The organism is Rhodococcus sp. IEGM 1318, from assembly GCF_033142465.1.
Taxonomy (GTDB): Bacteria; Actinomycetota; Actinomycetes; order Mycobacteriales; family Mycobacteriaceae; genus Rhodococcus_F; species Rhodococcus_F qingshengii_B.
In genome coordinates this window covers 52,035-66,195 of sequence record NZ_JAWLSC010000009.1, presented here as the reverse complement: position 1 = coordinate 66,195, position 14,161 = coordinate 52,035, and the positions used below count along the sequence as shown (strand labels likewise).

General features: G+C 64.1%; 14 protein-coding genes. 1 reads left to right on the top strand and 13 read right to left on the bottom strand.

Translation table 11 applies throughout. The annotated features are described in order from the left end of the window. Positions 1–35: 35 nt before the first annotated feature. The 10 genes from pyrF to R4P65_RS20885 all read right to left on the bottom strand — a co-directional run bounded on the left by pyrF (position 36) and on the right by R4P65_RS20885 (position 11,275). Positions 36–857, bottom strand: coding sequence for an orotidine-5'-phosphate decarboxylase (gene pyrF / locus R4P65_RS20930; protein ID WP_317827969.1), 822 nt, complete (start codon positions 855–857; stop codon positions 36–38). Then, positions 854–4,240 carry a carbamoyl-phosphate synthase large subunit gene (gene carB, locus R4P65_RS20925; RefSeq protein WP_317827968.1) on the bottom strand — a complete coding sequence of 1,129 codons (3,387 nt, stop codon included), beginning with the start codon at positions 4,238–4,240 and terminating at the stop codon, positions 854–856. The genes pyrF and carB overlap by 4 nt, the downstream gene beginning before the upstream one ends. Next, positions 4,240–5,415 carry a glutamine-hydrolyzing carbamoyl-phosphate synthase small subunit gene (gene carA / locus R4P65_RS20920; protein ID WP_230815541.1) on the bottom strand — a complete coding sequence of 392 codons (1,176 nt, stop codon included), beginning with the start codon at positions 5,413–5,415 and terminating at the stop codon, positions 4,240–4,242. Before carA ends, carB begins: the two co-directional genes overlap by 1 nt. Beyond that, a complete protein-coding gene (locus tag R4P65_RS20915) occupies positions 5,412–5,978 on the bottom strand; it encodes a transporter (RefSeq protein ID WP_230815540.1) in 567 nt (188 codons plus the stop codon). The genes carA and R4P65_RS20915 overlap by 4 nt, the downstream gene beginning before the upstream one ends. Positions 5,979–5,984: 6 nt before the next feature. Continuing rightward, positions 5,985–7,292: a dihydroorotase gene (locus tag R4P65_RS20910; RefSeq protein ID WP_317827967.1), complete on the bottom strand. Its 1,308-nt coding sequence runs from the start codon at positions 7,290–7,292 to the stop codon at positions 5,985–5,987. Positions 7,293–7,318: 26 nt separating this feature from the next. Beyond that, positions 7,319–8,263, bottom strand: coding sequence for an aspartate carbamoyltransferase catalytic subunit (locus R4P65_RS20905; RefSeq protein ID WP_230815538.1), 945 nt, complete (start codon positions 8,261–8,263; stop codon positions 7,319–7,321). Further along, on the bottom strand, positions 8,260–8,901 hold the full coding sequence (gene pyrR / locus R4P65_RS20900; protein ID WP_230815537.1) for a bifunctional pyr operon transcriptional regulator/uracil phosphoribosyltransferase PyrR: 642 nt from the start codon (positions 8,899–8,901) through the stop codon (positions 8,260–8,262). Before pyrR ends, R4P65_RS20905 begins: the two co-directional genes overlap by 4 nt. A 183-nt stretch (positions 8,902–9,084) precedes the next feature. Then, positions 9,085–9,582, bottom strand: coding sequence for a transcription antitermination factor NusB (gene nusB / locus R4P65_RS20895; protein WP_214886555.1), 498 nt, complete (start codon positions 9,580–9,582; stop codon positions 9,085–9,087). Then, positions 9,583–10,146, bottom strand: coding sequence for an elongation factor P (gene efp / locus R4P65_RS20890; RefSeq protein ID WP_003944958.1), 564 nt, complete (start codon positions 10,144–10,146; stop codon positions 9,583–9,585). It lies immediately after the preceding gene. A gap of 34 nt (positions 10,147–10,180) precedes the next feature. After that, positions 10,181–11,275: a Xaa-Pro peptidase family protein gene (locus R4P65_RS20885; protein WP_317827966.1), complete on the bottom strand. Its 1,095-nt coding sequence runs from the start codon at positions 11,273–11,275 to the stop codon at positions 10,181–10,183. A gap of 111 nt (positions 11,276–11,386) precedes the next feature. Here R4P65_RS20885 and R4P65_RS20880 point away from each other — a divergent pair, with 111 nt between their 5' ends. Continuing rightward, a complete protein-coding gene (locus R4P65_RS20880; protein ID WP_230815534.1) occupies positions 11,387–11,995 on the top strand; it encodes a B-4DMT family transporter in 609 nt (202 codons plus the stop codon). Between the two features lie 87 nt (positions 11,996–12,082). Here the strand turns inward: R4P65_RS20880 and aroQ are convergent, their stop codons facing one another. From aroQ to R4P65_RS20865, 3 genes are read right to left on the bottom strand one after another with little or no spacing between them, the layout of a single operon-like run. Continuing rightward, entirely contained in the window at positions 12,083–12,511 is a 429-nt protein-coding gene (aroQ, locus tag R4P65_RS20875; protein ID WP_317827965.1) for a type II 3-dehydroquinate dehydratase, read from the bottom strand. Continuing rightward, positions 12,508–13,617 carry a 3-dehydroquinate synthase gene (gene aroB / locus R4P65_RS20870; RefSeq protein ID WP_230815532.1) on the bottom strand — a complete coding sequence of 370 codons (1,110 nt, stop codon included), beginning with the start codon at positions 13,615–13,617 and terminating at the stop codon, positions 12,508–12,510. The genes aroQ and aroB overlap by 4 nt, the downstream gene beginning before the upstream one ends. A 25-nt stretch (positions 13,618–13,642) precedes the next feature. Then, positions 13,643–14,152 (bottom strand): shikimate kinase, encoded by a 510-nt coding sequence (locus tag R4P65_RS20865; RefSeq protein ID WP_230815531.1) that lies wholly within the window; start codon positions 14,150–14,152, stop codon positions 13,643–13,645. Between the last annotated feature and the right edge of the window lie 9 nt (positions 14,153–14,161).

The following is a 14,161-nucleotide window of genomic DNA, read 5'->3' as shown; positions in this document are numbered from 1 at the left end:
CCACCGCTCGAACGAGCCTCGAGGTCACTCACGGATCAGTTCGCCAATGCGGCTTCGATCTCGTCTCGGTCACGCATTGCTGCCTCCCGAAGTGCCGATACCGAAGGACCATGCTGGAGCACTCCACGGGAAGTGTTCGGCAGCAGGAGTTCGGTCGAGCCGGCAAAGATGTCTGCGAGATCCGCTGCCGTTGCGCCCTGCGCGCCGAGCCCCGGAGCGAGAATCGGCCCGTTGAAGTGGGACAGGTCCAGTCCGTGGTCCCGAGTAGCACCGACCACCAGTCCGACGGTGTCGCGGCCGTCGGCGTTCGCGTCGACCGCAGCGTTGACGATCGACTGAGCCACACTCACACCGTCGGCCGACGACTGTTGAAGTACGCCACCCTCGGGATTGGACGTTCGTGCCAGCACGAAGATCCCGCGTGCGTTCTGCCTTGCCAGTTCGAGTGTGGGAGCCAGCGCCCCGAACCCCAAGTACGGCGAGACGGTGACCGAGTCGGAGGTCAACGGCGAATCACCCAACCAGGCTTGCGCGTACGCGTCCATGGTCGACCCGATGTCACCACGCTTGGCGTCCGCGACGACAAGTGTTCCCGCATCGCGAAGGACCGAAATGGTCCGCTCCAACACGGCGAAGCCGGCGCTACCGTAGGCCTCGAAGAACGCAACCTGAGGTTTGACGAGCCCCACCTCACCGGTGAACGCCTCGACGCAGATCTCGGCGAAAGTCTCGAGACCTTCAGCCGTACGTGGCAGTCCCCACGCATCGAGAAGCGCGGGATGCGGGTCGATACCGACGCACAGCCGCCCCCGGCCCGCGATCGCGGACCGGAGACGATGCCCCCAACTGTGACTCACGACTGCTGTGCCGGCGACTGCTGTGCCGGCGACTGCTGTGCCGGCTGGCGAAGACCTGCGTGCAGTTCCTGCAGGGAGTGAACTCCGATGTCGCCGCGGATGGCCGCTTCGATGCCCTGCACGGCGGCCGAGGCGCCCTGGACCGTCGTGATGCACGGAATGTTCGACGCGACTGCTGCGCTTCGGATCTCGTAACCGTCGACGCGCGGGCCGTTGTTGCCGTAAGGCGTGTTGATGACCATGGCGACCTCACCGCTGCGGATCTGGTCGACGATGGTCTCGGCGCCGGCCGGAACATCTTCACCCGACTGCTTGTACACCTGCTTGCACTCGATGCCGTTGCGCCGCAAGACATCTGCGGTTCCCTCGGTAGCAAGGATGGTGAATCCGAGATCTGCCAGGCGCTTGACCGGGAAGATCAGCGAACGCTTGTCCTTGTTGGCGACCGAGACGAACACCGCGCCCGTGGTGGGCAACGATCCGTAGGCAGCGGTCTGCGACTTGGCAAAAGCCGTACCGAAGTCGAAGTCGATTCCCATGACCTCACCGGTGGACTTCATCTCCGGGCTGAGCAAGGTATCCACGCCGGTACCGTCGGCGCGGCGGAAGCGGTTGAACGGCAACACAGCTTCCTTGACCGCGATCGGTGCACCGGCCGGGGTGTTTCCACCGTCGCCGGTCGCCGGCAGAATGCCGCTTGCGCGCAGGTCGGCGATGGATTCGCCGAGCATGACGCGGGCGCATGCCTTGGCCAACTGCACGGCCGTCGCCTTGGACACGAACGGAACCGTGCGGCTGGCGCGGGGGTTCGCTTCCAGCACGTAGAGGATGTCGTCCTTGAGGGCGTACTGGACGTTGAGCAGGCCCTTGACGCCGATGCCCTTTGCCAGAGCCTCGGTGGAGCGGCGGACGTTTTCGAGATCAGCACGGCCCAGAGTGATGGGCGGGAGCGCACACGCCGAGTCACCAGAGTGAATGCCGGCTTCCTCGATGTGCTCCATGACGCCGCCGAGATACACCTCGGTGCCGTCGCACAGAGCGTCGACGTCGATCTCGACCGCGTCTTCGAGGAAGCGGTCGACCAGGACCGGACGATCGTCGGAGATCTCCGTGGCACGCGAGATGTAGTCGGCGAGTGAAGCCTCGTCGTAGACAATCTCCATGCCGCGTCCACCGAGCACGTACGACGGACGCACCAGCACCGGGTAGCCGATGCCTGCCGCGATCTCGCGGGCGCCGTCGAACGTGGTGGCGGTACCGAACTTCGGTGCAGGCAGACCGGCTTCGGTGAGCACGCGACCGAATTCGCCGCGGTCCTCCGCCAGGTCGATGGCTGCGGGGCTGGTTCCCACGATGGGAACGCCGGCAGCTTCGAGGCGCTTCGCCAATCCAAGCGGGGTCTGGCCGCCGAGCTGGACGATGACGCCGGCAACGGTGCCCGACTGCGCCTCCGCGCGGTAGACCTCGAAGACGTCCTCGAATGTCAGCGGCTCGAAGTACAGGCGATCAGCGGTGTCGTAGTCCGTGGAGACGGTCTCGGGGTTGCAGTTGACCATGACGGTCTCGTACCCGGCCTCGGACAGCGTCTGCGCCGCGTGGACACACGAGTAGTCGAACTCGATGCCCTGGCCGATGCGGTTGGGGCCGGATCCGAGGATCAGAACCTTGGGTCGCTCGGTCTGTGGAGCAACTTCGGACTCGGCCTCAGGATCAAGCTCGTAGGTCGAGTAGTGGTACGGCGTCTTGGCCTCGAACTCTGCGGCGCAGGTGTCGACGGTCTTGTAGACGGGGCGCACGCCAAGCTGATCACGCAGAGCGCGAACGGCGTCCTCACCTGCGTGCGTGTCACCACCGAGTTCGGGGCGCAGAGCCGCGATCTGGCGGTCCGAGATGCCGTGGTACTTGGCCTGACGCAGGGCAGCCTCGTCGAAAGACTCTGCAGCGCGCAGCTTTTCACCGAGCTCGTGAATCTGCTGGAACTGGTCGAGGAACCACGGATCGATCTTGGTGGCGTCGAAGAGCTGCTCGACAGTTGCGCCGAGGGCGAATGCCTTCTCGATGCCGTACATGCGGCCGTCCTGCGGAACGCTCAGATCGGCGAGCAGTGCGTCCAGGCTCTCCGTCTCGATGTCGGCGCCGGTCCAGTAACCCGCACGCTTGGTCTCGAGTGAACGCATGACCTTGCCGAAAGCCTCGGTGAAGTTGCGGCCGATGCTCATGGCCTCGCCTACCGACTTCATCGTGGTGGTCAGGGTTCCGTCGGCACCGGGGAACTTCTCGAAAGCGAACCGCGGAGCCTTGACGACGACGTAGTCGAGTGTCGGCTCGAAGCAAGCCGGGGTTTCCTTGGTGATGTCGTTGACGATCTCGTCGAGCGTGTAGCCGATGGCAAGCTTGGCGGCCATCTTGGCAATTGGGTAACCGGTCGCCTTCGACGCCAGAGCCGACGAGCGGGAAACGCGCGGGTTCATCTCGATGACAACCAGGCGGCCGTCCTTCGGGTCCATCGCGAACTGGATGTTGCAGCCGCCGGTGTCGACGCCTACCTCACGCAGAATGTCGATGGAAAGGTCGCGCATCGCCTGGTACTCGCGGTCGGTCAGCGTCATCGCCGGAGCGACGGTGACCGAGTCTCCGGTGTGGACACCGACCGGGTCGACGTTCTCGATGGAGCAGACGATCACGACGTTGTCGCGACTGTCGCGCATGAGCTCGAGTTCGTATTCCTTCCAGCCGAGGATGGATTCCTCGATCAGGACGTTCGCCGTCGGCGACGCGGCCAGACCGCCTCCGGCGATGCGGTTGAGATCGTCGACGTCGTACGCCATGCCGGAACCAAGGCCGCCCATGGTGAAGGACGGACGCACGACAACCGGGTAACCGAGTTCGGCGACCGTGGCGTGTACTTCGTCCATCGTGTAGCAAACTGCGGACTTCGCGGATTCGCCACCGACCTTGGCAACGATGTCCTTGAACTTCTGGCGATCCTCGCCGCGCTGGATGGCGTCGAAATCGGCGCCGATCAGTTCGACGTCGTACTTCTCGAGGATTCCCTGCTCGTGCAGCGCCACTGCGGCGTTGAGAGCAGTCTGACCGCCGAGCGTCGCGAGGACGGCGTCGATCTTGTTGCCCTGCAAGGCTTCCTTGGCGATGACCTTCTCGAGGAACTCGGCCGTGATCGGCTCGACGTACGTGGCGTCGGCGAACTCGGGGTCCGTCATGATGGTGGCGGGGTTGGAGTTGACCAGGCTGACGCGCAGGCCCTCCTCCTGGAGGACGCGGCAGGCCTGGGTGCCCGAGTAGTCGAACTCGCAGGCCTGACCGATGACGATCGGACCGGAGCCGATTACCAGGATGTGCTTGAGATCTGTACGGCGTGGCATTAGTTCTTGACTCCGGTTTCTTTCCGTGCGGAGAGCAGGCTGGTGAAGCGGTCGAAGAGGTACGCAGCGTCGTGCGGACCGGCTGCGGCTTCCGGGTGGTACTGCACCGAGAAGGCCGAATCGTCCAGCAGGCGAACACCTTCGACGGCGCCGTCGTTGGCGCAGGTGTGGCTGACCACCGCGCGACCGAACGGGGTGTCGAATTCCTGACCGGCTTCGCCTTCTAGCGCGAAGCCGTGGTTCTGAGCGGTGATCGCGATGCGACCGGTCTGATGCTCGATCACCGGGATGTTGATGCCGCGGTGGCCGAACTTCATCTTGTAGGTGCTCAGGCCCAGGGCGCGGCCCAGGATCTGGTTACCGAAGCAGATACCGAACAGCGGCAAGCCCTGTCCGATGACCTCTTTCGTGAGGTGGACTGCGCCGTCGGCGGTGGCCGGGTCACCGGGACCGTTGGAGAGGAACACTCCGTCGGCCTTCAGGTCGAGGATCTGTTCGAGACTCGCGTTGGACGGCAACACGTGGACGCGGATACCGCGCTCGGCGAACATGCGCGGGGTGTTGGTCTTGATACCGAGGTCGATGGCGGCAACCGTGTACAGCGCCTCCCCGCCCTTCGGCTCGACGACGTAGCCGCTGGTGGTGCTGACCTCACCGGCAAGATCGGCGCCGAGCATGGTCGGCTGATCCTGAACCCGTCGGACCAGTTCGTCCTCGGCGGCGATTGCCTCACCCGAGAAGACACCGGCCTTCATCGAGCCGCGGGTGCGCAGGTGGCGAACCAGGGCGCGGGTGTCGATACCGGCGATTCCGACGATGCCCTGCTCTTCGAGCTTGGCCTGCAGCGAGCCCGTTGCACGCCAACTCGAGGTGACCCGAGAAGGATCGCGGACCACGTAGCCGGCAACCCAGATCTTTGCGCCGGCGCGCTCACCCGTCGGTCCGACCGACTCGTCGTCTTCGTCGTTCCAGCCGGTGTTGCCGATCTGCGGCGCTGTGGAGACCACGATCTGGCGGTGGTAGCTGGGATCAGTGAGCGTTTCCTGGTAGCCGGTCATGCCGGTGCTGAACACCGCTTCGCCCAGGGTCTGTCCAACCGCACCGAAGGTGGTTCCGCGGAACACCCGTCCGTCTTCGAGGACCAATACTGCGGGGCTGTTGTCAAAGCCGCTCATGCGTTCTTTCCGTTCTGCTCGATGTCGCCAGAGCTTGCGTCTTCATTGTCATTCGTCTTGTTCGAAGCAGTCTTGTTCGAAGCAGTTACCGGCTTGACCCAGTCCGGATAAACCGTCTTGTCGTCACCGCGCACGCCCGTGTCGATCTCGGTTCCACTCGGCAATTCCCAGCGGATCACCAGGACGCCGTCCTTGCTCATGACCTTGCCGGCGAGACCGCTCTCCGTGCGGATCGCGCGGATCGACTTCTCCGGGATCCAGATCGCCGACGCACCGTCACGCTCGACGAGAATTCCGCCGCTGTAGCGGCTGATCTCGCAGGTGGCACGAAAACCGAGGTCGCCGACGGCGATACGGTCCTGCCAGCTGGGCGCAATCGTGCTGCCGACGTACAGGCCGGTGGTCGGCAGGACGAGCAGTTCACCCAGAGTTGCCGGTACCGTCGGCAACTCGCCGATCTTGTCTTTCTGGCGTCGAGCGCGTCCACGCCAGCCGACGTACATCAGGCCGATCATCGCGACCCAGAAGATCGCCAGACCGATGATCCACAGTGCTCTGTCCATGACGCGCTACTCCTCGCTACTCCGCAGCCGCACATTCCCGTCGTGTGCGGTGATGCGGCCACGTAACAGTGTGGTCGTGACCCGAGCGGGCAATGTCATCGACTCGTACGGAGTGTTATGCGCGACACTCGCCAGGTCGGGGCCGTGGACCGTCCACTCGGCCGACGGATCGACCAATGTCAGGTTCGCCGGCTCCCCCACCTCGATGGGGCGGCCCTGATCGTCGAGGCCGACGATTGCCGCGGGGCGCTCGCTCATGACCCGGGCAACACCGCGCCAGTCCAACAGGCCAGGCTGGACCATCGTCTCGACGATGATCGAGAGCGCTGTCTCGAGGCCGAGCATCCCGGGGCGAGCGGCTGCGAATTCGCAGCACTTGTCCTGCTCGGCGTGCGGAGCATGGTCGGTCGCGACGCAGTCGATGATGCCCTCGGCCAGACCCTTGCGCAGGGCAGCAACATCGCTGGCCTCACGCAAGGGAGGGTTGACCTTGTTGATCGCGTCGTACGTCTCGAGACGTGAATCGTCGAGGAGCAGGTGATGCGGCGTGACCTCGGCGGTGATCGAAATCCCTTGGCTGCGAGCCCACTTCACGAGCTCGACGGTTCCGGCGGTGGATGCGTGGCAGATGTGAACGCGGGCACCGGCGTCACGCGCGAGCAGTGCGTCGCGGGCCACGATCGATTCTTCGGCTGCTCGCGGCCACCCGGCCAGGCCGAGACGTGCAGCGGTGGGCCCCTCGTGCGCAACCGCACCGACCGTCAGGCGCGGCTCTTCGGCGTGCTGCGCGATCAGAACGCCCAGTGAGCTGGAGTATTCGAGCGCGCGACGCATGATCAGTGGGTCGTAGACGCAGTGACCGTCGTCGGAGAACATCTTGACCTTGCCGACGCCGGCCGCCATTGTCGCCATTTCGGCGAGTTGCTTGCCTTCCAGGCCCGCTGTGACTGCGCCGACTGGATGGACGTCGACGAGGCCGACTTCCTGCCCACGTCGCCAGACGTGATCGGTGACGACCACCGAATCGGCGACAGGGCTGGTGTTGGCCATCGCGAAGACCGCGGTGTATCCACCCAGAGCGGCTGCCGAGCTGCCGGTTTCGATGGTCTCGGTATCCTCGCGACCTGGCTCACGCAGATGTGTGTGCAGGTCCACGAAGCCGGGAAGCAGGATCTGCCCGCCGGCGTCGATCACCTCGGACGCCGTGGCCGGATCGAGGTTCACGCCGATCTCGAGGATGGTGCCCTCGCCGACGAGTACGTCGGTGGGCTCCCCTTCTCCGTAGATCAGGACTCCGCGGAGCAGGACACTCACGGGTGATTCTCCGTTCTCGTTTCTCGTCACAGCGCACCGTCCTCTGAACCGACGAGAAGTCGGAACAAGACAGCCATGCGCATGTGCACACCGTTGGTAACCTGTTGTAGTACAGCAGTTTTCGAGGAATCGGCGACGGCGGATGCGATCTCCATGCCGCGCAGCATCGGACCGGGGTGCAACACCACCGCATGATCGGCCAGCATCGCCAGTCGCTTCTCGGACAGGCCGTAGTTGATCGAGTACTCGCGCTGCGACGGGAAGAAGCCGCCGTTCATGCGCTCGGCCTGAACACGGAGCATCAGCACCGCGTCGAGGCCGGGCAGTTCGGCGTCGAGTGAATGCGAGACCGTGACCGGCCACGTGTGCGCACCGACCGGCAGCAGCGTCGGCGGGGCAACAAGAACAACCTCGGCGCCGAGCATCGACAGCAGCAGCGCATTGGAACGCGCCACACGACTGTGCAGAATGTCGCCGACGATGGCGATCCGCTTGCCCTCGATGTCGCCGAGGCGCTGGCGGAGGGTCAGAGCGTCGAGAAGCGCCTGGGTGGGATGCTCGTGCGTGCCGTCACCTGCGTTGATGACTGCAGGGCCACCGTCGTCGGCCGCTCCGGTCCACTTGGCGATCTGATGGGCGGCACCCGACGCCGGGTGGCGCACGATGAGTGCGTCGGCACCGGCCGCGCGCAAGGTCATCGCCGTATCGCGTAGGGATTCGCCCTTGGACACCGAGGAACTGGACGCGCTGACGTTGATGACGTCGGCGCTCATCCACTTGCCTGCCACCTCGAAAGACACCCGGGTGCGCGTCGAGTTCTCGAAAAACACCGTCATGACCGTGCGTCCGCGCAGCGTCGGGAGTTTGCGTACCTCGCGGCCCAGAAGCGCCTGCTCGAACCGTTCTGCCTCGTCGAGAAGTTCTACCGCGGACTCACGATTGAGGTCTGCGATGGAAAGAAGGTGCTTCACGCGCTCTTACCTCCGGAGATGACTACCGCTTCCCTGCCGTCGTGCTCCTGGAGGAGAACCTTGACGTCCTCGGACCTCGCGGTCGGGACGTTCTTGCCGACGTAATCGGCGCGCAGCGGCAGTTCACGGTGACCGCGATCGACCAACACCGCGAGTTGCACCGCACGGGGGCGACCGAGATCGCGCAACGCATCGAGGGCGGAGCGCACGGTGCGTCCGGAGAAGAGGACATCGTCCACGAGAACGACCAAAGCGTTGTCGACGCCGCCTTCGGGGACGGACGTTCGCTCGAGCGGGCGGTGCGGTTTGTTCCGGAGGTCATCCCGGTAGAGCGTGATGTCGAGAGATCCGATGGGAAGACGCACACCGGAGAATTCTTCGATCTTGGCCCGCAGTCGAGTGGCGAGTGTGGTGCCGCGCGTCGGGATACCGATCAGGACCACACGCGGGGCCGTTCCCTCTGGTCCGTCGAGTGCGGTTTTCTCGATGATCTCGTGAGCGATCCGCGCGATGGTCCGGCCCACATCCTGGGCGGACAACAATTCGCGGGTCTCGCTACTTGCCTCGGCACCGGCGGGTGCCTTCGCGTTATCTGGACCTGCAAGATCGGATGGGCGAGACCCTTCGGGCACGCTCATACAGCGACCTCCTTCTCCGCCTCACTGGACGGATCGTTAAAGGATGTCTGACGGTCCCCACCCTATCAGCCGACAGACCTGATCCCGCCGCGCGAGCAGTGACTCTGACCGGTTGTGTGCAGGCACACAACTCGCGCAGTGACATCTGTGCGACTCGCACGGCGGGTGGTGGAACAAAACTTGCTACTCGGTACCCGAATCCGATTCCTGCGCGCGCTGAGATGTCGCAGCTGCAGCCGATCGGACCTGCGGCGCAACGAGAACAACCTGCCCGAGGATTCCGTTGACGAATCCCGGGGAGTCGTCCGTCGAAAGCTGCTTCGCGAGTTCGACAGCCTCGTCCACGGCGACAACCGGCGGAACATCCGTCGCGTGGAAGAGCTCCCACACGGCGATACGCAGAATCGCGCGGTCCACGGCGGGCAGACGCTCGAGCGTCCAATCCTGCAGATGCGAGGAGATGACCTGATCGATGCGATCCAGGTTCTCCGCAACTCCGGAGACCAACGTGACGGTGTAGGCCGCGACGGGCGCTACCGCGTCGTCCTTGACGGCCAGGTCGGAACGCTCCGATGCGAGTGCGACCGGATCGAGGTCACGTGCTTCGGCTTCGAAGAGGAAGTCGACGGCACGCTTGCGCGCCTTGTGGCGTGCACCGAGTTTCTTATGTGTGCCGGACACTCAGGAATTCACACGCCCGAGGTAGTTGCCGTCACGGGAATCGACCTTGAGCTTGTCACCGGTGTTGATGAAGAGCGGCACGTTGATCTCGGCACCGGTCTCGAGGGTGGCAGGCTTGGTGCCGCCGGTGGAGCGGTCGCCCTGCAGGCCCGGATCGGTGTGCTTGACGACGAGCTCGACCGTGACCGGAAGCTCGACGAAGAGCGGAACGTCTTCGTGGGTCGCGACCTGGACGGCCATGTTCTCGAGCAGGAAACGCGACTGGTCGCCGACGGTGGATTCGCTGATCGACACCTGGTCGTAGGTGTCGCCGTCCATGAAGATGTAGTCGCTGCCGTCGTGGTACAGGTAGGTCATGTCACGACGGTCGACCGTGGCGGTCTCGACCTTCACACCGGCGTTGAACGTCTTGTCCACTACCTTGCCCGAGAGCACGTTCTTGAGCTTGGTGCGCACGAAGGCAGGGCCCTTGCCGGGCTTGACATGCTGGAACTCGATGATCGTCCACAGCTGGCCTTCGATCTGCAGAACCAGACCATTCTTGAAATCACTGGTGGAAGCCACTTGCTTCGCGTCTCCTAGGGGTCGGGAAACCGTCTCAGACGACGGTAAGGTCTTTTGCGGTCAGTGTGAGCAGCTCTGGCCCCTGCTCACGAACAACGAGCGTGTCCTCGATCCGTACACCTCCGCGCCCGGAGAAGTACACGCCCGGCTCGACGGTCACCGCCGCGCCGGAAAGAAGTGTACCGGTGCCGAGCTTGCCGATTCCCGGTGCTTCGTGGATTTCGAGGCCGACACCGTGGCCGAGGCCGTGCAGGAACAACTCGCCATAGCCTCCATCGTCGATCACCGCACGGGCGGCGGCGTCCACGGCCGCACATTCGACACCCGGAGCGAGGGCGTCGCAACCGGCAGCTTGCGAACGCGCGACGAGCTCGTAAATCTCCCGTTGCCAATCGGAAACGGACTCGAGCACGTAGGTCCGGGTCATGTCCGAGTGATACCCGCCGACCTGAGCTCCGAAGTCGAGTTTGACGAAGTCGCCCGACGCAAGAATCGCGCCGGTCGGCCGGTGATGAGGAATTGCCGAGTTGGCACCGGCCGCCACGATCGTCTCGAAGGAAATACCGTCTGCGCCGTTGTCGAGCATCAGGTTTTCCAGCTCGCGGCCGACCTCTCGTTCCGTTCGGCCAGGTCGCAAGCCACCGCGAGCGATCAACTGCGCCAACGCGACATCGGCTGCGGTGCAGGCGGCGCGCAACAACTCCACCTCGTGCTCGTCCTTGACCATGCGCAACTGTTCGACAAGGCCACTCACCGGTTCGAACCTGATCTTCGGCGCTGCCTCGGTCCATGCCCGATGTTCGGCGAATGTCGCTACATGTGATTCGAACGCGAGAACGGGCACCGCGGACGTCTCGATCAAGTGCGCAGCACTCGAACGGGCGATATCGGCACGAAGGTCCGGCACCTGCTCCGCCACCTGCGTCACGTAACGACCGTCGGTGCAGATCACCGTCGCGCGTTCGTCGGACGCTGAATCGGACGCACTGACGACGAGCGCCGCATTCGAACCGGTGAATCCGGTGAGGTATCTGATGTTGAGGAGATCTGTGACGAGAATCGCGTCGAGTTCGCGCTCCGCGAGGAGGCGTCTGAGGGATTCACGGCGTGTTCTGAAGTCGACCGGCATCCCTCGAACCTACCGCCCGCGCAGACCTGCCGATCAACTCGAAACTCACGGTAACAGCAATAAGTGTGGGTTAGGCCACAAGGTGTAATGGGTTCTAGTTAGGCTGTACCCATGAATGCGTGGTTGGTACGTGGCCTCGGCATGGCCCTGATACATGTTGTGTTTCGTGCGTTGCTCGGTGCAGCAATCGCACAGTGGCCGCTTCAGGGGTCCACCCTGCGCTGGCTGTCCCTGTTGATCGTCATCGTCTTCGCCGCGATCTGGGGTGGTATCGACGGCATTCGTGACCGCCGAGACTTCCCCGAACCCGAAGACGGCGCCGATCTGACCATGCTGTGGCTCAAGGCTGCGCTGGTCGGCGGATTCGTCGCCGGCGCTGCCAGCTGGGCACTCAGCCTGGTCCCCTCCCTCGAACTGACCCAGCAGGGCTTGTTCTTCGAGGTGACCTCTGGTGCGGCGTTCACGATCCTTCTCATCTTCGTCCCCGCCATGGTCGCCATCACCGTCGGACGCTTCTTCGTCAGCCGTGAACAGCGCAAGAACGGAACAGCTCCGCAGACCCCGACCCACGAGCGTCATCGCGAACCAGTGCCTGTCAGCGAGGGCTACGACTCCCCCACCGAGCAGCACGCATACAGCGGAGCCGCCATGTCCGTCGAGGAATCCGACGCCGATACCGCGGTCTTCCCAGCGATCGATCTGGGCAAGCGCGAGCAGTAACGCCACCCTCTACACAACCAAATGCGGCCCCGAGGAAATTTTCCTCGGGGCCGCATTCGTGTGGCTGTACTTTCGACTTCGCTTCGTTCAGACCCGCTCGGCGAGGAACCTGATCGCCAGCGGATACGCGGCGACGCCGAGTCCGACGATCACACCGGTCGCGATCGAACTCAGGTAGGAATGGTGCCGAAACTCTTCTCGCGCATGAACGTTCGAGATATGCACCTCGACCAGTCCGGCGGTCAGCTCGGCACATGCATCGCGCAGGACCACCGACGTGTGCGTCAAGCCACCGGCGTTGAGAATCACCGGTTCCCCCGCGTCTGCTGCGTCGTGGATCCAGCCGAGAAGATCACCTTCGTGATCGCTCTGACGAACGACCACCTCGACGCCGAGATCCTTGCCCGCCGCGACACACAATTCGATCAGATCGTCGTGTGTGGTCGCCCCGTAGACCTCGGGCTGACGCTTACCGAGACGCCCCAGATTGGGTCCGTTGACGACGTTGATCCTCACAACAGGACCGTTCCGCCGGCCGGTCTCGGATCGCGTGCAATCGCGGAGTACGCCGCGACCAACAAGCTCGGATCCGGCCCTTCGAGGCGGCCCGGCTTGGCCAGTCCGTCGAGGACCACAAAACGAAGCAGCCCGGCACGGTTCTTCTTGTCGGTCTGCATGCCCTTCAGAAGGTCACCGAAAGCGTCACCGTCGTACGACGTCGGCAGACCAACGAGGTCGAGGATCGACTTGTGACGATCCGCGGTGACGTCGTCGAGTCGACCGGCGAGCCGTCCGAGTTCGGCAGCGAAGACCAGACCGACCGAGACAGCGGCACCGTGACGCCACTTGTACCGCTCACGACGTTCGATCGCGTGGCCGAGGGTGTGGCCGTAGTTCAGGATTTCGCGCAGATCCGACTCGCGCAGATCCGCGGCCACGACCTTGGCCTTGACCTCGACGGAGCGCCGAATCAGCTCGGGCAGAACAGTTCCCGACGGATCGAGAGCCGCCTTGGGATCGGCTTCGATCAGGTCCAATATCACCGGGTCGGCGATGAATCCGGTCTTGATGACCTCGGCCATGCCGGCAACGATCTCGTTGTGCGGCACCGTCTCGAGTGTCGCGAGATCGATGAACACCGCTCCGGGTTCGTGAAACGAACCGACGAGGTTCTTGCCCGCTTCGGTGTTGATTCCGGTTTTGCCGCCCACCGCTGCGTCGACCATCGCGAGCAACGTTGTCGGGACGTGAACAACCTTGACGCCGCGCATCCAGGTGGCTGCCACGAAGCCGGTGAGGTCGGTCGCCGCTCCCCCGCCCAAGCTCATGATCGCGTCGCTGCGAGTCAGACCGATCCGGCCGAGTACGTCCCAGCAGAAGCCGGCGACGGCAAGATCCTTACCGTCTTCGGCGTCGGGAATTTCGATACGGTGAGCGTCGATTCCCTTCTCCGCCAACGCAGCCCGTACAGCCTCCGCGGTCTCTGCCAGCGGCGGCTGATGGAAGATCGCGACAGTGCGCGCGCCGTCGAACTCGGCAACAAGATCGCCGAGCAGGCCGCGGCCGATCACGACCGGGTAGGGACTTGCGGTCTTCACCTCTACACGTACGGGCTCGGTCACTGCTCCACTACTCCGCTCCGGTTGTTCATTTGTCTTGAAGTTTCGACACCAATTGCCCGACGACACGCGCCGGACTGCGGCCGTCGGTCCGAATCCGAATCGTGGCCGATCGCCGGTACAGCGGACGACGCCGCCTCATCAGCTCCTGGTACTTGACCTTGGGATCTCCGCCTGCCAGCAGCGGACGATGATTGTTCGCCCCCGTGCGGCGAAGCCCTTCGGCGACACTGATCTCCAGGTAGATGACCGTGTGTCCCTGAAGCAACTCGCGGGTGCGATCGGAGAGGATCGCACCACCGCCGAGCGAGACGATTCCGTCGGTGGCCTGCAACGCGTCGCGAACCACCGCTTCCTCGATCTCACGAAACCGAGGCTCTCCGTCGTGGGTGAAGATCTCCGGGATCGTCCTACCCGTGGTCCGTTCGATCTCGGCGTCCGTATCGACCAGTTCGAGTTCGAGGGCCTGCGCAAGGCGTCGACCGATGGTCGATTTGCCGGCACCGGGCGGACCGATGAGTACAGCCTTCGGCTTCATCGATACGTG

Coding starts and splice junctions, on each gene's coding strand:
- carB (WP_317827968.1), bottom strand. CDS start 4,240: ATGCCACGCCGTACAGATCTCAAGCACATCCTGGTAATCGGCTCCGGT.
- carA (WP_230815541.1), bottom strand. CDS start 5,415: ATGAGCGGCTTTGACAACAGCCCCGCAGTATTGGTCCTCGAAGACGGA.
- R4P65_RS20915 (WP_230815540.1), bottom strand. CDS start 5,978: ATGGACAGAGCACTGTGGATCATCGGTCTGGCGATCTTCTGGGTCGCG.
- pyrR (WP_230815537.1), bottom strand. CDS start 8,901: ATGAGCGTGCCCGAAGGGTCTCGCCCATCCGATCTTGCAGGTCCAGAT.
- R4P65_RS20885 (WP_317827966.1), bottom strand. CDS start 11,275: ATGCCGGTCGACTTCAGAACACGCCGTGAATCCCTCAGACGCCTCCTC.
- R4P65_RS20880 (WP_230815534.1), top strand. CDS start 11,387: ATGAATGCGTGGTTGGTACGTGGCCTCGGCATGGCCCTGATACATGTT.
- R4P65_RS20865 (WP_230815531.1), bottom strand. CDS start 14,152: ATGAAGCCGAAGGCTGTACTCATCGGTCCGCCCGGTGCCGGCAAATCG.